Raw genomic sequence first — 22672 nt, 5'->3', positions numbered from 1 at the left:
ACGCCCCCGTCTCGCGTCATGTTATCTCGCCGAGTGCAGATGATTCCAACGCCGTCGATTCGGTGATATCCAATGCCAAATGGATTTGGGGGGGCCGCAACGGACACGCCGCTCCCGCGAATCAAGAAATGTGGATTCGCAAAAAATTTGATTTGCCGAGCGAAGTTTTACAAAGCGGATCCGTACTGACCTGTGACAACGAATTCGCCCTGTACGTCAACGGCACCAAAGCAGGCTCGTCGAACGATTGGACCAGCCTACAATCGATTGAGTTGGCGAACTTGCTACGCAAAGGAAGCAACGAACTGTTGTTTCAAGCCAAAAACGCGGGGAACACCCCCAACGCCGCGGGTCTGTTTTTTGCAGCAAAACTATTGCTCGAAGATCAAACTCAGCTATCGATCGTCAGCGATCCGTCATGGGAATTCCATCCCGACATCGCCAAGCCCCTTCCTCACCCCAAGAACGCTCGTCCGAAGGCCCCCACCGAGGGCTGGAACAAAGTTTCGGTGGTGCAACCGGTCAACGCGTGGAGCGATTTGATTCATCGCGAAGCCGCCGCGACGCTCGCAAACGTCACCGGTTCGTCGCGTCACATGCCGATGGTTCGCGCGTCACTGATGAAAAACAACGCCTTGATGCAATCGCTCGGTCGACCGATCCGCGACCAAATCGTTTCCATGCGGCCAAGTAGTCTGACCACGCTCGAAGCGATTGATCTTGCGAATGAACCCTCGCTTGCCGAGGCGTTTGCCACCGGAGCCGATCGCTGGAATGACGATACGTGGAACTCGACCGACGAACTCGTATACCACTTGTTTCAATCCGCGCTCACTCGTGCCCCAACGAAATCGGAAGCGGCATTATTTCGCGATGTTCTAGGAGATTCGCCAACCACCGCACAACTGCAAGACGCATTGTGGGCGATCTGTATGCTGCCCGAATTCATGCTGATTCGTTGACGCCGAACCGCCTAATGGGCGTTTCCGATTCACACAGAAACACGTTCGAAACGAACTTAACCTTGAGTCACTGTTATGCATTTCCAAGACGATCCTCAGCGTCCTGAATCCCTGGTGCGTCGCGAGTTTTTGCGGCAACTTTCCGCAGCATCCCTTGCCGCCATGGCGTCCGGCGTCCCCCAGCAATTCGTCTCGGCGATGGACCAAGTGGAACATCCCCAACCGACCGCCGACGCCTGCATATTGATCTGGTTAGCAGGCGGGATGGCGGCGCCGGACACTTTGGACCCGAAACGGTACCATCCATTTAAAAAGGGATTGAAGGTATCCGATATGCTGAGCACGTTCCCGGCGATTGATACCGCCGTGGACCATATCAAAATCTGCAAAGGGCTGGAAAATATCGCGGGTGTAATGGACCGCGCGACATTGATTCGTTCTCACGTGCAACCGGACCTTGGCAGCATCCTGCATTCACGACACCAATACCACTGGCACACCGGCTACGTTCCGCCGCAAACGGTTGCTGCGCCCCATATCGGTTCGTGGATGGCCCGCGTGCTGGGGCCGCGCAACGAAGTGATGCCCGCGTTTGTCAACATCGGCCAACGACTCGAAGGGGTGGGTGAAAGCGAAGAACTAAAAGCATTCACCACCGCCGGGTTTTTCGGCAGTGAATATGGGCCAATGAATTTGCCCTACCCGGATCGTGCTGCGGTATCGGTTCGTCCTCCCAAGGGCATGGATGCTCAGCGGTTTGCCAACCGCAACAAGCTGTTTCGACGATTGGTCGACCAAAGCCCGCAGCGAGAATTCATGAGCGACTATCATCAGGAATCGATGCTGCGATCCTTTGACAACGCCTATCGGCTGCTCAGTTCCAAAGAGCGTGAGGCATTTGACATCTCGCTTGAACCTCGCGAGGTTGCCCAAAAGTACAACTCCACGCGTTTTGGCCAAGGATGCTTGTTAGCCCGTCGATTGGTCGAAGCCGGAACACGATTCGTCGAAGTCACCACAGAATATGTCCCCTTTTTGCATTTTGACACTCATAACGACGGGCACACGACGATGGCCCGCATGCACAGTGAAGTGGATCAGCCGATTGCACAATTGATCCTCGATTTGGATCAGCGCAAACTGCTCGACCGAACCCTTGTCATCGTGGCCTCGGAATTCAGCCGCGATGCGTTGATGGAGGGACAACCCGGATCCAACGCCAACGACCAAGCTCGCGAAAAAGTGGACACAGTCGCTGAAATGAAACACTATGGACTACACCGACATTTCACGGCGGGATCAAGCGTGTTGTTGTTTGGCGGCGGCATGAAGTCAGGTTTTCTATACGGAGCCACTGCACCGGAACGTCCTCTTGTGGCCATCGAAGATCCCGTTTCGATCGAAGATTTGCATGCCACGATCATGACGGCGATGGGGATCAGTCCGCGAACCGGCTTTGATATCGAAGCACGCCCATTCTACGTGACCAAAGACGGAAAAGGGCAAGCAGTTGAAGCACTGTTTGCTTGACTTTGCCTTGCGTGCCCCCCATACTCGGATGCGACCAAATGCTCACTCCGAGGCCATCACGCATGAGACCCTGCGTCCATTTCTTTTCGAACATCGCGGTTCACACGGCATTCATTTGTTGTGCCGTTCTCTTCCTTCCGCAAACTCATTGCCGGGCGGATTATACACTCTACACACTTCCCGGCAGCGACTTGTCGATCATGCTCGAAGGCAGCGTGACGTACAACCCTGGCGGTACCGCCACGCATCGGCATCCACGCGGGTCACTCTATTTTAACGCCAAAGACATCCAGGTCCTGAAACTGCCCACCACCGAGGCGGTGTTTGCCAAAAAGCTGCGTGAAGCGACGCAAAGCAAAGACGTCGACACGATGCTCGAAACCGCCAAATGGGCACTGCACAACGGTTTGCTTGACGAGTGCAAATCGCTGCTCAGTGCGGCCTGGAAATTGGACTCCAGTCACGCGAAAATCCGTAAACTCGCCGGATTGATGTACTACCTAAACCGACCGGTTGCTCAAAACCAAACGATCGAATCGGACGCACGCGAATTGGTCGGTGGCAAATCGATGCAGCTTTCCCGCAGCAAGCATTTCTTTTTGCTGCATGATGGCGACAACGAAAAGGACCCTCGCACTCGCAAGACACGTCCGGAAATGCGTTTGGAACTGCTGGAAAAGGTTTACGAATCGTATTTCCTGACCTTTGCCTTCGAAGGATTGTTCCTGCGTCCGCCCACCGACCCGTTGGCCGTCGTGCTGTTCAGCCAACATGCCGATTTCATGCAGATGGAAAAACGGCTGGGGATGGGGTTGCGACAAGTCGCGGGATTCTATCTGCCCAAAGAAAACATTTCGATCTTTTACGATTCCGGCACCACCCCAATGTTTCAACAGCTGCAAAAGTTGAATGAAATGTTTGACGGGATGAAACAAGACGTCCGCCGCAACCGCGTGCAGGGTGGCGGCGAACTGATCCGATTTGCCAACACGGTCGAATTGCTGATCGACATCGAACGCGAAAGCGAAGACATCAGCGTCGTCTCGCACGAAGCGGTCCACCAATTAGCTGGCAATACCGATCTGTTCCCCAGTGATGGTGTGTTCGTGCGTTGGGTCCACGAAGGGCTGGCCTCGTTTTTCGAGTCTTCCAAGATGGCACGTTGGAGCGGTGTGGGTGTCGTCGATCGCGACCGTATTGGGTACTACCGCGTGCTCGAAGGTGATCCCGTACGCGGCGGAATTGATTTCATCGTTTCGGATCTTGGCTTTGCGATCGAAGGCATGCTGGGTAACCAATTGCCCGCCTATGGCCAAGCTTGGGCGCTGACCCATTTTTTGTTCCACGAACGGTTTGATCAACTGATCAAATTCTATCGTGAAATCCAAGAAATCGATATCGAAATCACCGACCCCGAATCGCTTAAAGCCAGAGCCGAGAAGTTGGTCGCCACCTTTGACGAATGCTTTGGGGATCGAACCACATTGGAACTGGAATGGCGGCGGTACATGCGGTCGTTGCGAACCGATATGGAACGATTGGCCGAGGAAATTCGATGATCGCGACACCATCTGCGACAACCAAATGCATTCGGTCCATGGCGATTGTGATATGCATGATGTCGTGGGCAACCGGGTTAGGGGACTCGGTCGCTCGCAGTGCGTTTGCTCAAGACGCAGTGTACCGACCGGTGGTAGGCGAAAGCTATCTGTACGGGATCGAAGTTCGTGTAATGGACGTGTCCGGCAACCGCGGTCCCAAATCGATCTTGAATCAACGTTGTCGCCTGCATTTCGATGTGACTCATTCGGACGCGGCCGGCTGGACGGCGACCTACTACAGCGTCCCGTTCTACGGGTCGAAACCCTGGAGCAGATCTTCGCTGCAACACTGGATCGAATCAAAACGCTCGCGACTAGCTCGACCGCCGGAGGAAGACATCGCCGTGCCACCCGGCTTGCCCCCGCACGCCGCAGAAATGCAAAAGCGGATGCGTTTGCGTAGTCGACTTGCCGATCAAGACTTCATCACCAAAGTCGATCACTATCCGGGACTGTTTCAGTTCTGCGAGGGCCAAATCTCGGTATCGGCCCAGGGCGAAATCACCCAGATCGCGGGGCCTGGAAACATGCCGCTGCTGTTGGGACAAATCGCCAAGGTGCCGCTGATGCGACTTCCTCCGGCCGGTAACGCCGAAACTTCGTTCAGTTACAAAGACACGTTTGAGTTCAAAGCGGACTTTGGCAACGACGATGTTCGCACGACCGAGGCGTCGGTGTTGTCGGTCATCACTCCGCGAAAAGCTAGCGGCGAGGGACTTGTCGCGTTTGACCGCGAGTTCGAGCAAGCCGGAGGCACCACGGCGGGAATCAAAATCCTGCTTTCGGGAAGCGGGTTTGGTGAATTTTCGACCGAGCTGTCAATGCCCTATCGCGGCAACAGCGATTTCCAGTTCGAAGGAGCGCCGTACTTTGATGCTGCCGGTCCATTTTCGGTCCGCGTTGGTTATCACTACCTAGGCGAATGGCGGCAAGCGTTTTTCGACAATGGATTCTTGCCCACCGACGAAGCTTTGTCTGCCGAAGTGTTACCTCGACTCGAATCACAACACCAATTAGCGATGCAGCGACAATTGGTCGGCCGAAAGCCGGAACTCGATGCCGAGCTGAAACAGCGAGCCGACGTGTCCGCTCCGCCGCCATACAATTCATTGCTTCAGCAGACGCTCCGCAAAACCCTCGCTCGCTTTGCCGAGAAAGAAAAATCAGATGATGCCGAATTGGCCAAGCAGGCTCGCGAGGTCACCTCGGCCCTGAAGAGCCTCTCGACTCGCTGGGACACGCTGCGTCATCTGGCAACCCTGATGCCAAGAACCTGGAGCGATGCGAGTGGAAGTTTCAAGGTCGATGCCGTGCTGGTCAGTCACGCCGATGACCGAGTCACACTGCGACGCACCGACAACGGGCAAACGATCACGATCCCGCTGAATCGACTTAGCGAAACCGACATCGACTTCGCCACCACCTTCGGCAAACCCGACAAATGACCCAAACCACAAAACGGTGTCCGCCCCCCTTTTTCCACCATTCCAAATTGAGGTGGTTATCCCATTATTAACTGGTGCCGTTTCTCGAATGGTGTTAACTATCCAAGTCAGTATACTTGCGTCCGTGGTTATTGCATGTCATCGCGTTGCGATTGGCACTCCGTCAGTCGCCACGCGCAACATGTTGGCATTGATTGCTTTCGCCGCTACCGCGGCTTCGGCGGGGTTAAGACAACCAAACCCCCATGTTTACACATGGGGCTAAGTGCTGACGCCACTACCGTGGCTAGGAGACTGGGACTGGGTACTCAAACAACGACAGTCTTGACGACTTCCGCTTCGACCTAATGCGTCACTTGGAAAGTCGACGTCCCGAGAGCCGAGCGACACTAACGACGAAACGCCACGGCAACCTTTGGATGGCTGCCATGGCGTTTTCGCTTCGCTGTGAATCGTGATGCAGTGCTTCTAAAATCCGCTACCGAGCGTTGGCTCGACTAGGCACTTTTGGTCGTCGGCATCTGGAACAACTTGCGTGATCCGCTGACCACGGTCTCGTCAATCGTGTAGACGCTGCCTGCCTCTTGGCCTGGCAGATCGTACATGATGTCCAACATCACCTCTTCGAGAATGCCTCGTAGCCCGCGAGCCCCGACGCCTTTCTCCAATGCTCGTTGAGCCACCATGCGAAGTGCTCCGTCAGTGAACTTCAAGTCGCAATTTTCCATTTGGAAAAGGGCTTGATACTGTTTCACCAACGCGTTCTTAGGCTCTTTCATCACACGCACAAGACCGTCTTCGTCGAGCGGCTGCAAGTAGCTGACCACTGGCAATCGTCCGATCAACTCGGGAATCAGACCGAACTGCAAAATGTCTTCGGTTTGCACGTTGGCGAGCAATTCCGAATCGGTTTGCTCGTTACGGTGCCCGGCACCTCCACCGAACCCAAGGGTACGATGTCCCATGCGTTTGCGAATGATGTCTTCGATCCCAACAAACGTTCCACCCACGATGAACAAGATGTTGCTTGTATCGAGCTGGATGTATTGCTGTTCGGGATGCTTGCGTCCGCCTTGCGGTGGAACGTTTGCCACGGTGCCTTCGAGCATCTTCAAGAGGCTCTGCTGAACCCCTTCGCCGGAAACGTCACGCGTGATCGAGACATTCGCACTGGTCTTACCGATCTTGTCGACTTCGTCGATGTACAGAATCCCACGCTGTGCGGCTTCGACATCAAAATCGGCGGCGTGCAACAGTTTCAGCAGTAGGTTCTCAACATCTTCACCCACGTAACCGGCTTCGGTCAGCGTGGTGGCATCGCCGATGGCGAAAGGAACATTCAACATGCGGGCGAGCGAACGAGCGAGCAATGTCTTTCCGCTACCGGTCGGTCCGGCCAACAGAATGTTGCTCTTTTCGATCTCGACGTCCGAATTGCCTTCCCATTCGCTATTGAGGCGTTTGTAGTGATTGTGCACCGCAACCGCGAGCACGCGTTTGGCAGCGCCTTGACCAATCACATAATTGTCGAGGTGTTCGACAATGTCTTTGGGCGCGGGAATGTCGCTGAACAGCGACTTGCTTGGCCCACGTCGACGCTGTTCTTGATCCAGAATCGACTGACACAGCTCGATGCACTCGCCACAGATGTACACGTCACCTGGGCCTTCGACGAGCGGTCCCACATCACGGTAGCTCTTGCGACAGAAAGAACAGAATGCATTCTTTTTGTTGGTCGAACTTCCACGACGCGAAGTTGGGGTTTCTTTCGAGGTCATACACGGCTCCTGGTTGTGTTGTTGGTCTGATGTGGGCTGTAGTAACGACTAACGCGCGTTTCATGAGCCGAGGCTCTGCGCTCGCCGTAGATCACACCCACGTGAGATCAACAACGCGTCAAACGGTTAGGGCCACGGGCTCGAATGCTTTTGGTGACGTCTTTGCCGACCAGAATATTGCAGCCCGCAACGTAGCATGACGTAGCGAACCGCAATGTGGCCGAAAAAAACAGACACCCTCAGGCCATCCGTTTCCTCGAAAGACTCGAGCCGATTGTGGTTTGATTCTAATTAAACGAAATATATAGTTTTCCGATTGAACGCCCACATGGATATGGAAGGGTCATTCGTTCGAAAAGATTGTCCCAATTCAAGACTAGACTACCGAGCTAATTCGACAAGCTTCACCCGCAATTGGTTGATGCTTCGCGAATGCCCCAGTGGAGAACAGTCCGCTGCGAGATTGTTACAAGATCGACAACCACAAAGGGCTGCTTGACATCGTAACGGGAAAGGAGTCTCGGACGGATTGTTCAGATCACTCAGGCTTTCGTCCCTTCGTCGCCCGAAGACGTTGAAGGGTCGTTTTGCATTCGGTCTGCTAGTTGACGTTGGGTTGTCGCTTCTATAGTTCGGTATTCTTCTTCGCTGATCTCACCCCGGAGATGCATTTCTTTCAAATTTGCTAGCGTCTCGTAGACTGGTTCCCCGTCCTTGGCGTTGTAGTCCCGATAGCTTGACACAAGATAAAATCCGGCGGCAATCAGGATGCATAAGACCAGAACGGAAAGCCCAGCTTGTACGGTCGTGTTGAGAAAAAAATCAGGCATAACCGGTAGCTCCCTAGCCCTGTAGTCTCGTTGGCAAATCGTGACTGAGTGTTTTTGACGAGTTCAGTCAGAGGGATGCGGCCAGTGGCTTGGCTTGGGGACAACCGAATAATAGGAGTGTCCACCAAGGATGGTCCAGCAATTTTCGCAAGATGTCCCCTGTTTTTCTAGTTTCACACAAAATCGGCCGATGTTCCACGGGCGAGGTGGGGGAAACGGGGGAAGTGGGGTGCTGGGATTGTGTGTTGGGGATCGGCGGGGGACACTTCTGGGCGTCATCCTCACTTTTGGACCGAAATGACGTCTATTTCACCGCTTTCTCGCTCGCAATCGGCGATTTGCGAGTCGCGGGGCGGTTCTCGAATGCCACTTTCCCCCTCGAAAACACGCAATTTCAACATGGAACACTCTTTTCTTGCCTATCTTCGCGGTCGCTGCCGCTCGCTGCCCCAAGTCGCTGTGGGAATCGGGGACGACGCCGCCGTCATCGAGCCTCCACAAGCCAACCTGATCGCCTGTACCGACCAAATCATTGACGGCGTCGATTTTGATTCGAGCGAACATGACTACGCCGACGCTGGCTACAAGGCGATGGCGATTAATCTGAGCGATATCGCCGCGATGGGCGCGGTGCCCAAGTCGGCATTGGTCACTTTGGCACTCCCCAAGCCAAACGCGACGCGAATTGCCGGTGACGTCTATGAGGGGATTTTGCAAGCGGCGGCGGAATTCCAGGTCGCGATCGCCGGAGGTGACATCTCGACCTATAACGGCCCTTTGAGCGTCAGCATCACGCTGCTTGGCGACGTGCCGGCCGGAAATCCGTGGCTGCGAAGCGGAGCCCAAGAGAACGACGCCGTGCTGGTGACCGGTTTTGTCGGCGGCAGCATCTTGGGTCGACACTTGCGTCCCACCCCCCGGGTGGATCTCGCCAATCGACTGCGCGAATGCGTCGACGTGCACGCCGCGATCGACATCAGCGACGGGTTGTCGCTGGACCTCGATCGTCTGTGTGCCGCCAGCGGGGTTGGGGTCGAGCTGAACATTCCCGCGATCCCAATTCACGACGACGCGATCATGTTGGCCGAAAAAAGTGGCCGCACGCCGTTTGAACACGCCTGGAGCGATGGCGAAGATTTTGAGCTGATCCTGACCATGAGCCAAGCGGATGCGGATAAGGTGCTGGCGATGGACCATGAGTGCGAGATCACTCAAATTGGCAAAATCCTGGGCCGCACCGGACTTTGGAAGCGAGTCGCCGCAAAACTGGTACGGCTCTCACCGCAAGGTTATATTCATTAGTCCCCCAAGGTCCTGCAAAACGCCACCTCCCACCTCCCACCTCCCACCTCCCACCTCCCACCTCCCACCTCCGGTGCTTTTTCATGAATGTTTCGCTCGGTCGCCTCGTTGGACTTTTCGTTGTAATTGCTTGTCTCGTGTTCGCATCACCGGCAAGTGATGCGAACGAAGCGACAGCAAAACCGCCGCGCAAATTCAACGTCCTGTTCATCATCTCGGACGACCTCACCTCCACCGCGTTGTCTTGCTACGGCAACACGGTTTGCCAGACGCCGAACATTGATGCGTTGGCCGCGCGAGGGACACGGTTCACCCGAGCCTATTGCCAAGGCACCTATTGTGGGCCTTCGCGGGCGTCGTTTATGTCGGGCTACTACCCGCACGCGACCGGTGTGCTGGGTTACAAGAATCCGCGGCCTCAGATCGGCGACCGTGCGATGTGGTCAGAGTATTTTAAGGACCGTGGTTATTACGCGGCGCGGGTAAGCAAGATCTTTCATATGGGCGTACCGGGAGGGATCGAGAAAGGGGGCAACGAAGCCGATGACGAACGCAGTTGGAACGAACGATTCAATAGCCCAGGCCCCGAATGGAAGGCGGCGGGCGACGGTGAAACATTGGAACGCAATCCTAATGGCAAAAAACCGGTGGTCGGTGGCAACACGTTTGTGGTCGTCGAAGCGGATGGAGACGACGATGTTCACAGCGATGGCAAAACCGCCGCCAAAGCGGTCGAATTGATTGGGCAACACAGCGACAATCCGTTTTGGCTGGGCGTGGGTTTTGTTCGCCCTCACGTTCCCTTCGTCGCGCCGCGTCCGTATTACGAACCGTTCAAACCGTTCGCGTCGATGTCGCTACCTGAAAAAGTGGATGGCGATTGGGACGACATTCCCAAAGCGGGCATCAATTACAAGACCAGCCTGAACATGCAAATGGATGTTCGCCGCCAGAAAAAAGCAGTGGGTGGCTATTATGCGTCGGTTGCGTTTATGGACGCCCAAGTCGGCAAGGTGCTCGCAGCGCTCGACGCCTCGGGACAACGAGACAACACGATCGTGATCTTCACCAGCGATCATGGCTACCATCTCGGCGAACACGACTTTTGGGCCAAGGTCAGCCTGCGGGACGAATCCGCGTCGGTCCCGCTGATCATCAGCGTCCCCGGCAAACAGCCAGCGGTGTGCGACAGCCTTGTTGAGCTGATTGATTTGTACCCCACCACCGCGGCGCTCTGTGGCATGCCGATCCCCGAGCGTCTGCAAGGCAAAGACATCTCGCCGATGCTGGATGATCCGAGCGTCACCGTTCGTGAAGCCGCCTTTAGCGTCGCCCCGATGCGAAAAGGTTTCCTGCTGCGTGAAAACGATTGGGCCTACATTCAGTACAACGAAGACGCGTCGGGGGGGATCGAATTATTTGACGTCCGCCGTGATCCCAAACAGTACACCAACTTGGCGTCGGACAAAGCCTACGCGTCCATGGTCAAAGACTTTCAACGCAAACTCGCCGCCCGGCTAGCCGAAGTCCGCAACAACGATCTGTAGTCGCACCGGCTGCCTCGGGAAGTCACCGACATTTAACACACACCTCACAGTGTTGTGGCTATAATGGCTTCACACTCTCGCCTCTCATTCCCACCTTAACCCACCTCGGACGATGCTTTCGACCCCTCAAACCGGTTCACGACTCGCGACAGTCGCCGCTTTTGTGCTCGTGTTCGCGTCACTTTCTAATGCGGCGGACGACGCAGTGCTGGATGTTCCCAACGCCGTTGCCGCAACCGAAGCGGAGATGAAACCGTATGCGGAACCGATCGAACATACCGAATTAGCGATCGAAATGGTTCCGATCCAAGGCGGCACGTTCACGATGGGCACCCCCGAGAGCGAAGCGGACCGCAACGAGGACGAAGGCCCACAGCATGAAGTCACGGTCGATCCCTTTTGGATGGGCAAGTACGAAATCACTTGGGACCAATACGATGTCTGGAGCGAGCAGATGGATCAACGGCGTCGGACGATGTTGTCGATCCCCGCCACGCCGCGAGACGAATTGGTCGATGGCATATCCAAGCCGACCGAACCTTACACGGACATGAGCTTTGGGATGGGCAAGGAACGCTATCCCGCGATCAGCATGACGCAACACGCCGCGCGTACGTTTTGTAAATGGTTGTCGGCAAAAACAGGCCGCTACTACCGTTTGCCCACCGAGGCTGAATGGGAATACGCCGCTCGCGCGGGAACCGAAACAGCCTATTCGTTCGGCGATGATCCCGAACAACTTGATGACTACGCCTGGTATTTTGATAACAGCGACGATGCTTATCACGAAGTGGGCCAAAAGAAGCCCAACCCATGGGGATTGTATGACATGCACGGCAACGTGGCCGAATGGGTGCTAGACCAATACGTTGATAACTTCTATTCGCAGCATCCCAAAATCAAAAACCCGTTGGCGATCCCCAGCACGCTGTATCCGCGGATCGTACGCGGCGGCGGTTGGGACGATGATCCTGATATGCTTCGCAGCGGCGTTCGCGAAGGATCCAGCGAAGAGTGGAAAGAGCAGGATCCGCAGCTACCGCAGAGCATCTGGTATCTGACCGATGCACAGGGCGTGGGCTTCCGTGTGGTCCGGCCGCTTATCGAGCCGACGGCAGACGAAAAAGCCAACAAATGGGACAAAACCGCTCCGGTGCAACTAGATCCTGTGGAATAATCCAACGTTCAATCTCGCTTTATCTCCCTCTCCTCCCCTCCTACCTGCGGAACGCTGATATGAAATTAGAAAACAAGTCCACCGGTTCATCACGCCGGGATTTCATCAAGAGTACTGGCCAAGTGGCTGCGGCGACGACCTTGGTTGCGGCATCGGCCCAGCATGTACATGCAGCCGAAGACAACACTATCCGGGTCGCGTTGGTCGGTTGCGGAGGCCGCGGTACGGGTGCAGCACTCAACGCATTGTCCGTCGAAAACGGACCGATTCAACTGGTTGCATTGGCTGATGTCTTTGAAAAGAACATCAGGAGCACACACACATCGCTATCAAAGCACAAACGCGTTGGCAGCAAGGTCGACGTTCCCGAAGAACGTCAATTCATTGGTTTTGACGGCTACAAAAAGGCGATCGATTGCCTGCGTCCCGGCGACGTTGTGATCTTCGCGACTCCTCCGGGATTCCGCTGGGTGCATTACACCTACGCGATCGAAAAGGGGATGAACGTGTTTATGGAGAAACCGGTCACGATCGACGCGCCCACATCGGCGCGGATGTTAGAGATCAACAAAAAAGCGTTGGACAAAAACTTGAAGGTTGGCGTGGGGTTGATGTGCCGTCACTGTAAAGTGCGACAAGAGCTGTTTGATCGAATTCAAAATGGTGAAATCGGCGACGTGTCGCTTTTGCGGGCCTACCGGATGGCCGGTCCAACCGCCTCGGCTGCGGTGCCGCCCAACAACACCGATCTGAGTGAACTGCAATATCAGATCAAGAATTTCCACGGATTCTTGTGGCTCAGTGGTGGTGCGGTCAGCGATTTCTTGATTCACAACATCGACGAAGCTTGCTGGATGAAAAACGATTGGCCGGTTCGCGTTCACGCCGTGGGTGGCCGTCATTACCGCGGCGACATGATCGACCAAAACTTTGATTCCTATGGGATGGAATACACGTTTGCCGATGGTGCGAAGTTGTTGGTGGACGGACGCACAATCGCGGGATGCAAACAGGAATTCGCTAGCTACGCGCACGGCAGCAAGGGATTGGCGGTGATCTCGTCGGCGTCTCATACGCCCGCGAAAAGCCGAATTTACGAAGGGCACAACATGGACAAGAGCAAGCTGTTATGGGATTGGCCCGAACGCGAAGAAAACCCGTACCAATTGGAATGGAACGATTTGATCGCCGCGATTCGTGACGACACCCCGTACAACGAAGTCCAGCGGGGTGTGATGGCCAGCGCGGTCACGTCAATGGGCCGCATGGCGGCTCATACGGGACAAGAGATCACGCTCGAGAAGTTCATGAGCCACGATCACGAATTCGCGCCCAACATTGCCGACTTGACGCTAGGGTCGGATTCGCCGCTGAAAGCGAACCCCGACGGCCGCTACAGCATTCCGATGCCTGGCTTGGTCAAGAAGCAAGAGTACCTGTAAGCCAAACCGAATCGGTTGAAGTTTGTGAGTCGTGGTTTTAGTGAGTCGCTCGCGCGTCAGCGGCCGGGGTCCACGCATTACCCGGCGCCTTACGGCCCTCGGCTCACCAATGCGATTTGCATTTCGATTGAATCAACAGCCCGCTAGCCTCGGTTTCGTTACCATCCAACCGGGGCTAGCGAGTTTCGCTACGTGAATGGCGACTTTTGTTTACCGCGACGGCTTGGTCATCATCAATTTGTAGTGCCCGGCACCCAGCAAATCGTCCACACGAGCGCGAAGTTCTTCGGTGATCTCGACGCGGTACTTTTCACTCTTCAGATGCACGACCTCGCCTTCGTTTAGCGCCAAGCTGAACATCATTTCTTGAGATCCTGGGTAGCCTCGCAAGATCTCGCGGAGCCGTGTCATCGTCTCGGGCGTATGAGTTGCTTCGTCAAGTCGCAATCGCATACCGTGGGTATACCGCTGACCGAGGCCTTCGAGCGGGATCAATTCGTCGACGATCAAGTTGGCCTCGTCGCCTCCGCCGCGACGGTCGACTTTTCCTTTCGCCAAAACCACCGCATCGGGGACCACGTGGTGTCCGATATCGGCGAAGCCTTTGGGCCACACGATACAGCGGATCGCACCTTGCATGTCTTCGAGGTCAAAGTTGGCGTACTTCGACGGAGCACCTGGCTTGGGATTTTTAGTATGAGCAATCTTGATCGAGCTGATCATTCCGCCCAGCGTCACTTCGCCACGGTCTTTGATATCGCCCAGTTTATCGGTTGTGTGCGTTCGGAAGGTAGCTAGCTTGGGTTCGAACTCAGCCAACGGATGGCTATCGAGATAGTAGCCGAGGACTTCCTTTTCGTAGATCAATTTTTCTCGCTCAGGCCACTCGTCCATTTCCGGAAGTGGCGCCGACGCCTTCTCGTCCTCTTCCTCCTCTTCGTCTTCAAACGCGCCAAACAAACTGGCTTGCCCGCTCTTTTTATCTGCTTGGATGGCGGCTCCCGACTGCAACGCTCGTTCGATCACGGCAACCAATTGGCTTCGCTTGGCGCCAAAGCAATCCATCGCGCCGGCCTTGACCAACGTTTCGATCGCTGACTTGTTACAAGCCGATTGATCAACGCGTTCACAGAAGTCATAGATATCTTTGTACGGCCCGTTCTTTTTGCGTTCTTCGGCAACCGAGATTGCGGTGGCTCCTCCACAGCCCTTGATGGCCGAAAGTGCAAAGAAGATTTTACCATCAGCAACGGAGAAGTCTGAATCGCTGCGGTTCACATCGGGGTTGACGACCTCGATGTTCATCCGCTCGCAATCCTCGATGTGCTCGATCAACGCATCTTTACGCTTAAAGTTACGTCCCGAGATATCGCTCGACAGCAGTGCCGCCATGAACTCGACGGGGTAATGGGCCTTGAGGTAGGCCGTTTGAAACGCGATCAACGCGTACGCGGTACTGTGCGATTTATTGAAACCGTAGCCCGCAAACTTGACGATCAGATTCCAAATATCTTCCGCGTCTTTTTCGGACAGACCATTTTCGACACTTCCGGCAATGAAAATATCATGGTTCTGGTTGATCAATGCCTCTTTCTTCTTACTGATCGCCTTAATACACGTGTAGGCTTTGGAGAGAGGCACATTCCCCAGCCGGTTTAGAATCCGCATCACTTGTTCTTGATAGACCATGATCGAGTTGGTCTCTTCAAGAATTTCTTTGAGCACGGGGTGCTTGTATTCGGGCTCTTGACGACCGTGTTTGATATTCACGTAATCGTCAACCATCCCGCCTTCGAGCGGTCCCGGTCGATACAGAGCGGCGGTCGCGATGATGTCGCTGAACTGGTCAGGCTTCATCCGCGTCAACAAATCGCGAATCCCGCCGGACTCGAGCTGGAATACCCCTTTGGTCTCTCCTCGCTGCAGCAATGCGTAAGAGGCTTTGTCATCGAGTGGGAACTTGAGCGGATCGACGACCTTGCCGGTGGTCTGTTCGATCAGCTTGACCGTGCGACTCATGATCGTCAGGTTGCGAAGCCCGAGGAAGTCCATCTTCAGCAGCCCCGACGCCTCGACGTCGTTCATCGACCACTGCGTGATCACGTCCTGTTTGCCTGGCACTCGCGTCAGCGGCACGTATTCGGGCAGCGGTTTGTCGGCGATAACCACCGCGGCGGCGTGCGTTCCAATGTTCCGTGCCAGTCCTTCGATCTTCATCGCCAGGTCTAACATTTCACGAACTTCGGGATCGCCGTCGTAGGTCATCTTCAAGTCGGCACTCTTTTCGAGTGACTTTTTGATCGTGATCTTCAGCTCGTCAGGCACCATTTCGGTGATCTGGTTGACTCGCCCCAGCGGCATCCCTAGAGCGCGGCCGGTATCTTTGATCGCCGCGCGAGCCGCCAACGTTCCGAACGTCCCGATTTGGCAAACCATTTCGCTGCCATACCGCCGTTTCACATAATCGATGACCTCGGTACGACGTTCTTTTTCAAAGTCAATATCGATATCTGGCGGCTCGGTACGGCTTTCGTCCAAGAACCGTTCAAACAGCAAGTCGTATCGCAGCGGACAGACGTGCGACATGTAAAGCGCGTAACAAACGATCGCCCCAACACCGCTACCACGAGCGGTTGCGGCAATTCCTTGATCGCGAGCGTAGTTGACGAAGTCCCAGACGATCAAAAAGTAGGTCGGGAATCCGAGTTTCTCGATCACGCCCAATTCACGATCCAAACGCGCCATCACTTCGTCGGACAGCTTGCCATCGATGATTCGTTCGGAGTCGCCTTCATAACGATTCAGCAACCCTTGGATACACAGCTCACGCAGATAGTCGATCGGTGCCATGTCATCAGGACACTCGAAGTTAGGAAAGAAGTGTTTCCCAAACTCAATTTCGATATCGACCGTATTGGCAATCTCTTGGCTTCGCGCAACCGCGTCCTCAAGCCCTGGGAACTTCTCGTACATCTGATCGGGGCTGCGCAAGAAGAACTGGTCGTTCTCCATTTTGAACCGCGACGTGTCAGTACGGAAACGCCCCGTGTTGATACACAACATGATGTCTTGGGCTTCGGAATCCTCTTGATCGACGTAGTGACAATCGCTTGTCGCGACCAACGGCAATCCCATGCGTTTGGCGATATCGACGGCACCTTCCAATTGCATCCTTTGGATTTGCACATCGTTGTTCATGATTTCGATGAAGTAGCGATCATCGAAAACTTTGTGGAACCAACCCGCGATTTCCCGCGCTTCCTTTTCATGCTCGGCTGTATCGACGCCCTTCATCACGGCGCGGCTAAATTCACTGCTGACACAGCCCGACAAACAGATCAGCCCCTCGCTGTACTTTTCTAGAATTTCTTTGTCGATTCGCGGTTTGAAATAGAACCCTTCGAGCGAAGCGGCGGAGGCCAGTTTGACGAGGTTTCCGAAACCGACGCGATTTTTTGCCAGCAGGGTCAGGTGATAGCTGGCGTCCTTACTACTGCTAGCGCCTCCCTTATCGAATCGACTGCCCGGCGCGATATAAGCTTCGTAACCGATAATCGGATTGATACCGGCCCCTTTTGCCTTGCGATAGAATTCTAGCGCACCGTGCAAGTTTCCGTGATCCGTTAACGCCATCGCGTTCATGCCATGGCTGACACAACGATCGACGAGCCGACCGATATCGCCGGCTCCGTCCAGCAAACTGTAATGGCTATGGCAATGCAGATGGACAAACGGCTTCGGTGTTGGCGAAGCGGCTTGGCTTAAATCGGTGATGATCGATGCGTTCATAGGGGGGGGCTCCATTTCCTTCGTGCCATGGCCAGACGTCGGCTGTAGGCTAGCCTAGCAATCCTGTGTCCTTCGGTCATCGACTTGACAGACGATTTTTCGCACTCAAAACGTGGCCGAGCAGCATTTTTGCCGTTTTTTACGAATTATTGTTCTCACCTTTCGGGCCGCCGCAACGAGTCGGGTCGCCGCAAAAAGTGGGGCCGAGAAACACCAAATTGGCGTGCCCCCCGCCGGGATGCGGCGTCGCAGGTGGGCTGCCGGGATGCGGCGATCCAAGTGGGTTGCCGGGATGCGGCGTCTAGGTGGGCTCCAGGTGAGCTGGCGGGACGTGGCGTCCCAGGTGGGCATTCCTCGCTCACACCGCGGGGGGCTCATGCTACGATGACACTGCACGCCCTTTCTTCTCACTTGCAGGGTCTCGACCATGTTTGACGCAATGAGCGACCACTGGATCATGCTTTCCTTCGCTGGCCTTGCTGGATTCCTGGTGTTGGTCTTCGTGTTTGATGTCTTCATTCAGAAGAAGCACACCATCATGCACAACTTTCCGATCGTCGGTCACATCCGCTATTGGCTCGAGACAGTGGGCCCCGAGATGCGGCAATACTGGGTCGCCAACGACAAAGAGGAGATGCCGTTTAATCGAGACGAGCGAAGTTGGATCTACGCCTCGGCGAAAGGGGAAAACAGCAACTTCGGCTTCGGCACTACCGAACAAATCTACGGCATCGGTTATCCGATCATCAAACATGCGGTGTTTCCCTTTCCTGAGAGTAAGGCGGAACACGTTGGCGATGACCCCACTTACATTCCGTGCTTAAAGGTGATGGGCGAATCGCATGGCCGAGCTCGCCCCTATCAACCTCAATCGGTGATCAACATCTCGGCAATGTCCTTTGGTTCGCTGGGTGCCAAGGCGGTCGCGGCGATGAACATCGGTGCAAAAAAGGCGAATTGTTTTCACAACACAGGCGAAGGAGGTGTCAGTGCATACCATTGCCACGGAGCTGACATCATGTGGCAATTGGGCACCGGATATTTCGGAGCTCGCGACCGTGACGGTCACTTCTCGATCGACGTGGTCGCGGCCAAAGTCGAGCAAAACGCGTCCATCCGCTGCATCGAAATCAAACTTTCCCAGGGTGCCAAGCCGGGCAAAGGGGGCATTTTGCCGGGCAAAAAAGTGACTGCCGAAATTGCCTTCGCGCGTGACGTCCCGGTGGGGGTCGATTGCATCTCCCCCAATGCACACTCGGAATTCAATACCGTGGACGAATTAATCGATTGGATCGAAATGATCGCGGACCGGACGGGAATTCCCGTGGGAATCAAAAGCGCGATCGGCAACGGCGGCTTCTGGAAAGAATTGGCGAAACGGATGCGAGAGCGATGCGAAGGCCCTGACTTTATCACCATCGACGGTGGCGAAGGGGGCACCGGAGCCGCACCACTTTCGTTTGCCGACCATGTCTCGCTGCCTTTCAAAATTGGCTTCTCACGGGTCTATCCGATTTTTCAAGAAGCGGGGATTTCCAACGACATCGTCTGGCTCGGCAGCGGCAAGTTAGGGTTTCCCGATCGCGCGGTGATTGCGTTCGCGATGGGATGTGACGCCATTCAAATCGCGCGTGAATCGATGATGGCGATTGGATGCATCCAATCGCTCAAGTGTCACACCGACCATTGTCCCGCCGGGGTCGCCACTCAGAATCGGTGGCTGCAGGCGGGATTGAACATCGACGAAAAGGCAGAACGGATGGCAAGATTTATCAAAAGCTTCCGCAAGGAACTGCTGTCGCTGTCCTACGCATGCGGCTATCAGCACCCTTGTCAGTTCAGCGGCAAAGAGATTGAGTTCAGTACCGGGGTGAACAAATTTTCTCAATTGCATGAAGTGCTCGGATACACTCGCGATGCGACCGGGCTGAAAGAAACTCGCACGGTCAACACCACGCAGCCCGAACTGGTGAAGTAGTTGCCGCGGACATCGGTGTTGGCTTCGCAGCGAATGAGATCGTCAGCAAAATCGGTGGTGGCAATTTTGCGTCCTTTATCCTTGGCGATTTAGAGTCCATTTGCCATAATAGCCCCCAGCGAGGCTGGTTTTTTGATAGAATCCCCGCCCTACCACCCCACCTTTCCCCGTTGTGGATATTTTCCCGACGCGTTCTTGCTTGCCCTTAGTTTGGAGTCTGCCTTCCGTGAGAAAGCTTGTTTTGTTGCCGCTGCGTTTGGCCGTTGGCTGGGGGCTTTCTCCAAGACTGCTGGGATTAATCGGTATGACCATGCTGGTGCTCTTAAGACTGAGCGTTGGTTGGCATTTTTACACCGAGGGGATGGAGAAGTACACGTCGGGAAATTGGACCGCCAAGCCCTTTTTTGCCAACGCAAAAGGGCCATTTGCCGAACATTTTCGTGGACTTGTCTGGGACAATGAAGGTAAAATTCGGTTAGATCGCGAACGCGTCGACCAGGAATGGAAATGGCAGTGGGCGTTAATCAGCGACCACTACAAATTCGACGGGAAGCAAAAATCGCCAAGCCCAAGACGTCTACAAAAGTGCGTTACAGCAATATGACTGGGCGATCGAAGAGCACGCTAACGATTTAGAAGAATACGAGCTTGGAAAAGAACGCCAAGCTAGAATGGACCGGGACCCTGTGCGTAGCGGAGTTTCGAGTTTAGGCGGACAGCGCGAAACCATTCGCAAGGAATGGACAAGCAAAGGTGCTGGCGCGATGGAAGAGATCGAAAAAATCTGGAAGAACTACACGTCCTCGTTGCTGTCGATTGCGACACCCGAGCAACTCCAGGCCCATCGTGCTTTCAAACCGACAATGCCTCGTTCGGCCCGAGTCGACACCAGCGTGATTGATGCGATGGTGCCATACTTTGACATCGCCGTGGGGCTGTGTCTGTTGTTTGGACTGTTCACTCCAGTCGCGGCACTGGCGGCCGCAGGTTTCCTCGCGTCGGTCTTCCTCAGCCAATATCCTCCTACTGCGGGCCCTGGATCGACTTATTACCAATTGATCGAAGCGATGGCGTGCTTGGTTCTTGCGGGGACGGGCGCAGGACGCTTCGCTGGCTTGGATTATTTCCTGCATTTGGTTGTACGCAAATTTTGCAGTCCGGAAACCGCCGAAGCCTAATCCGGATCCTCGGCAAACAGGATCCGCATTTCTACTCTTTCCAAACAACGAATCAACATAGCGACAAGGTACAGAACGATGGTCGACAAGCTTTCTGCTGAAGAACGAAAAGTTGGCGAAGACAACTATTACGAAGCCGTGGGAAGTTACTACGACGTCAATCGTCGTGACTTTCTGCGTGGGATTGTGGCGGCGGGTGCTGTCAGCGGTGCCGGACTTGGCGCAGCCTACTTTGGCTACGGCAAAGTCAACGATCCTGTCCGCGTCGCGGTGATCGGAACCGGTGACGAAGGCAACGTATTGATCGGTGGCTGTAATCCCGATTACGTCCAGGTCAAAGCCATCTGTGACATCCGCCCCTACAGCGAACACCGGGCATTTCACGGCGATTGGTCTAGCTCGTCGGCGTTGGTGCGGCGTCCTGGATTGATCAGCGTCGCTGGGTACAAGGATGAAGCCGAAGCACGCCGTAACGTCAAAGTTTACAACGCCGAAAACGGCGGGATCATGGAGTGTTTGAAGGATCCCGATATCGAAGCGGTGATCATCGCATTGCCGCTTTGGCTCCACGCCCCCGTAGCCGCTTTGGCGATGGAAAAAGGGCTGCATGTGCTGACCGAAAAACTGATGGCGCACAACGTCGCACAGTGCAAAGTCATGTCGCGAATGGCAGGCGAACTCAAAGACAAGAACGACAACCCATTGCACTTGGCCACCGGGCATCAACGGCATTACAACGTCAAATATGACAACGCAATCAACCTGATTCGCTGGGGCTTGCTTGGCCAACTGCACCACATCCGTGCCCAATGGCACCGCGGCAATCTGCCCGGTGGCGATAGTTGGTCGATGCCGCTTCCCGGTGGTGAAAAGATTGTCGGTAGCGACAAGAAGTTTGACCGCATCGCCCGCGACTTGGCCCACCGCGTCAACCAATTGAAAACCGAGAAGGATCCGGACGAAATCGTGCGATTGCAGAATGAAATCGCACTGTGGACCGCCTGGGATCAAGACAAAAATGTTGACCCCAAGAATTTCGGTTACCAAGATTTCACGCTGCAAGGCAAGATTTTCACCGCGATGGAAGAACTGCATCGCTGGCGTCTGTTTGATCGCACCGGAGCTGGCTTGATGGCCGAACTTGGCAGCCATCAACTCGACGCCGTCAGCATCTTCCTAAGCTCGCTGCGTGATGATGGAAAGAAAGTCCATCCGCTTAGCGTGCACGCTGTCGGCGGCCGCCACATCATGCCGCTCGATCGCGAAGTCGGCGACCATGTCTATTGCATGTTCGAATTCCCTGGGCCTGAGTACTCCGAAACCTTTGACGTCGGCTATTACGACCGCGTCGAAAAGTATCCGAACGAAAAGAACCCTGGAAATGGTCCAGTCCCTGGCTACGACACCGATCCAAACAAGAAGGTCGTGGTGACCTATTCGTCAATCAATGGAAACGGATTCGGCGGTTGGGGCGAAGTGGTGCTGGGCAGCAAAGGCACGCTGATCTTGGACAAAGAAACCGACGTGATGCTGTATCGCAACAGCGACACCAGCAGCAAAGTTGGAATCGCCAAGAAGGGTGGCGGTTACGCGTTGGACACCAGTGCCAGTGGCGACTTCGCTGCCCCGGTCGCCAAAGCAGCCGACTCAGGCCCGGTCAGCCGTGGTTACCGCGAAGAAATCGAACACTGGGCATACTGCATCCGCAACCCAGACAAAGAAAACCGTCCACGCTGCTACCCCGCGGTTGCCATGGGCGATGCGGTTATCGCACTGGGCACCAATGTCGCGCTGAAGAACGCCAACGCGGGCAAGGGCGGTTATCTGGAATTCAAGGAAGAGTGGTTCGATATCGACAACGATGCAACTCCCGATGGCAGCAAGATCGCAACCGAACGCGAATTCATGAAAAAGCCAGTGGCTTAATTTCCAAGGCCAACAACGTCGCGAAACTCGCCGAGAGTTTCGTGCGGGCAGGGCTTATCGAAAACGAAGTTTGAACGGCGTGATTTCCCTCACGCCGTTTTTTGTTTGCGCCGAACGTGTGCCGAACTGGGCGGTAGGCGAGGGGATCGAAAGTCTTGGCGACTTTCGCTACGGGAGGAAGCCCCGG

At 55.0% G+C, this 22672-nt stretch carries 15 protein-coding genes; 12 read left to right on the top strand and 3 right to left on the bottom strand.

Annotated elements, in window-relative coordinates:
* The 4 genes from RMSM_RS17820 to RMSM_RS17805 all read left to right on the top strand — a co-directional run.
* Window positions 1-962: DUF1553 domain-containing protein (locus tag RMSM_RS17820; RefSeq protein ID WP_144057746.1), on the top strand; the 962-nt coding region annotated here is incomplete at its 5' end.
* Window positions 963-1037: 75 nt separating this feature from the next.
* Window positions 1038-2492, top strand: coding sequence for a DUF1501 domain-containing protein (locus tag RMSM_RS17815; RefSeq protein WP_008699156.1), 1455 nt, complete (start codon window positions 1038-1040; stop codon window positions 2490-2492).
* A gap of 62 nt (window positions 2493-2554) precedes the next feature.
* Window positions 2555-4051: a DUF1570 domain-containing protein gene (locus RMSM_RS17810; RefSeq protein WP_008699153.1), complete on the top strand. Its 1497-nt coding sequence runs from the start codon at window positions 2555-2557 to the stop codon at window positions 4049-4051.
* Between the two features lie 38 nt (window positions 4052-4089).
* Window positions 4090-5538, top strand: coding sequence for an SHD1 domain-containing protein (locus tag RMSM_RS17805; RefSeq protein WP_160168313.1), 1449 nt, complete (start codon window positions 4090-4092; stop codon window positions 5536-5538).
* A 497-nt stretch (window positions 5539-6035) separates the two neighbouring features.
* On the opposite strand, the gene clpX is transcribed toward RMSM_RS17805, so the two are convergent.
* Window positions 6036-7316: an ATP-dependent Clp protease ATP-binding subunit ClpX gene (gene clpX, locus RMSM_RS17800; RefSeq protein ID WP_008699149.1), complete on the bottom strand. Its 1281-nt coding sequence runs from the start codon at window positions 7314-7316 to the stop codon at window positions 6036-6038.
* Between the two features lie 542 nt (window positions 7317-7858).
* Window positions 7859-8146 carry an SHOCT domain-containing protein gene (locus RMSM_RS17795; RefSeq protein ID WP_008699148.1) on the bottom strand — a complete coding sequence of 96 codons (288 nt, stop codon included), beginning with the start codon at window positions 8144-8146 and terminating at the stop codon, window positions 7859-7861.
* Between the two features lie 399 nt (window positions 8147-8545).
* On the opposite strand from RMSM_RS17795, the gene RMSM_RS17790 reads away from it, so the two are divergent.
* The 4 genes from RMSM_RS17790 to RMSM_RS17775 all read left to right on the top strand — a co-directional run bounded on the left by RMSM_RS17790 (window position 8546) and on the right by RMSM_RS17775 (window position 13614).
* On the top strand, window positions 8546-9448 hold the full coding sequence (locus RMSM_RS17790) for a thiamine-phosphate kinase (protein WP_008699146.1): 903 nt from the start codon (window positions 8546-8548) through the stop codon (window positions 9446-9448).
* 137 nt (window positions 9449-9585) lie between these two features.
* On the top strand, window positions 9586-10995 hold the full coding sequence (locus RMSM_RS17785) for a sulfatase (protein ID WP_052031686.1): 1410 nt from the start codon (window positions 9586-9588) through the stop codon (window positions 10993-10995).
* A gap of 112 nt (window positions 10996-11107) precedes the next feature.
* Window positions 11108-12172, top strand: a complete 1065-nt coding sequence (locus RMSM_RS17780; protein ID WP_008699142.1) for a formylglycine-generating enzyme family protein — start codon at window positions 11108-11110, stop codon at window positions 12170-12172.
* 59 nt (window positions 12173-12231) lie between these two features.
* Window positions 12232-13614 (top strand): Gfo/Idh/MocA family protein, encoded by a 1383-nt coding sequence (locus RMSM_RS17775; protein ID WP_008699141.1) that lies wholly within the window; start codon window positions 12232-12234, stop codon window positions 13612-13614.
* Window positions 13615-13824: 210 nt separating this feature from the next.
* Here the strand turns inward: RMSM_RS17775 and dnaE are convergent, their stop codons facing one another.
* Window positions 13825-17403: a DNA polymerase III subunit alpha gene (gene dnaE / locus RMSM_RS17770; RefSeq protein ID WP_008699140.1), complete on the bottom strand. Its 3579-nt coding sequence runs from the start codon at window positions 17401-17403 to the stop codon at window positions 13825-13827.
* A 427-nt stretch (window positions 17404-17830) separates the two neighbouring features.
* Here dnaE and RMSM_RS17765 point away from each other — a divergent pair, with 427 nt between their 5' ends.
* The 4 genes from RMSM_RS17765 (at window position 17831) to RMSM_RS17755 (ending at window position 22485) form a co-directional block, all read left to right on the top strand.
* The gene (locus RMSM_RS17765; protein WP_008699139.1) at window positions 17831-19381 is read left to right on the top strand and encodes an FMN-binding glutamate synthase family protein; all 1551 of its coding nucleotides are present in this window, start codon (window positions 17831-17833) and stop codon (window positions 19379-19381) included.
* Between the two features lie 172 nt (window positions 19382-19553).
* Window positions 19554-19985, top strand: a complete 432-nt coding sequence (locus RMSM_RS42720; protein ID WP_236622191.1) for a hypothetical protein — start codon at window positions 19554-19556, stop codon at window positions 19983-19985.
* A gap of 67 nt (window positions 19986-20052) precedes the next feature.
* On the top strand, window positions 20053-20559 hold the full coding sequence (locus RMSM_RS42715) for a hypothetical protein (protein WP_236622190.1): 507 nt from the start codon (window positions 20053-20055) through the stop codon (window positions 20557-20559).
* 78 nt (window positions 20560-20637) lie between these two features.
* A complete protein-coding gene (locus RMSM_RS17755; RefSeq protein ID WP_008699135.1) occupies window positions 20638-22485 on the top strand; it encodes a Gfo/Idh/MocA family protein in 1848 nt (615 codons plus the stop codon).
* The last annotated feature ends 187 nt before the right edge of the window (window positions 22486-22672 follow it).

Source organism: Rhodopirellula maiorica SM1 (assembly GCF_000346295.1).
GTDB classification, from domain to species: domain Bacteria; phylum Planctomycetota; class Planctomycetia; order Pirellulales; family Pirellulaceae; genus Novipirellula; species Novipirellula maiorica.
Note: the sequence above shows the minus strand (reverse complement) of the source record. Positions and strands in the feature narration are given on the sequence as shown.

Bases quoted from the DNA above. Each gene is read 5' to 3' on its own strand.
- clpX (WP_008699149.1), bottom strand. From the start codon at position 7,316: ATGACCTCGAAAGAAACCCCAACTTCGCGTCGTGGAAGTTCGACCAAC.
- RMSM_RS17805 (WP_160168313.1), top strand. From the start codon at position 4,090: ATGGCGATTGTGATATGCATGATGTCGTGGGCAACCGGGTTAGGGGAC.
- RMSM_RS42715 (WP_236622190.1), top strand. From the start codon at position 20,053: ATGGACCGGGACCCTGTGCGTAGCGGAGTTTCGAGTTTAGGCGGACAG.
- RMSM_RS17755 (WP_008699135.1), top strand. From the start codon at position 20,638: ATGGTCGACAAGCTTTCTGCTGAAGAACGAAAAGTTGGCGAAGACAAC.
- RMSM_RS17810 (WP_008699153.1), top strand. From the start codon at position 2,555: ATGAGACCCTGCGTCCATTTCTTTTCGAACATCGCGGTTCACACGGCA.
- RMSM_RS17790 (WP_008699146.1), top strand. From the start codon at position 8,546: ATGGAACACTCTTTTCTTGCCTATCTTCGCGGTCGCTGCCGCTCGCTG.
- RMSM_RS17775 (WP_008699141.1), top strand. From the start codon at position 12,232: ATGAAATTAGAAAACAAGTCCACCGGTTCATCACGCCGGGATTTCATC.
- dnaE (WP_008699140.1), bottom strand. From the start codon at position 17,403: ATGAACGCATCGATCATCACCGATTTAAGCCAAGCCGCTTCGCCAACA.
- RMSM_RS17815 (WP_008699156.1), top strand. From the start codon at position 1,038: ATGCATTTCCAAGACGATCCTCAGCGTCCTGAATCCCTGGTGCGTCGC.
- RMSM_RS17780 (WP_008699142.1), top strand. From the start codon at position 11,108: ATGCTTTCGACCCCTCAAACCGGTTCACGACTCGCGACAGTCGCCGCT.
- RMSM_RS17765 (WP_008699139.1), top strand. From the start codon at position 17,831: ATGTTTGACGCAATGAGCGACCACTGGATCATGCTTTCCTTCGCTGGC.
- RMSM_RS17795 (WP_008699148.1), bottom strand. From the start codon at position 8,146: ATGCCTGATTTTTTTCTCAACACGACCGTACAAGCTGGGCTTTCCGTT.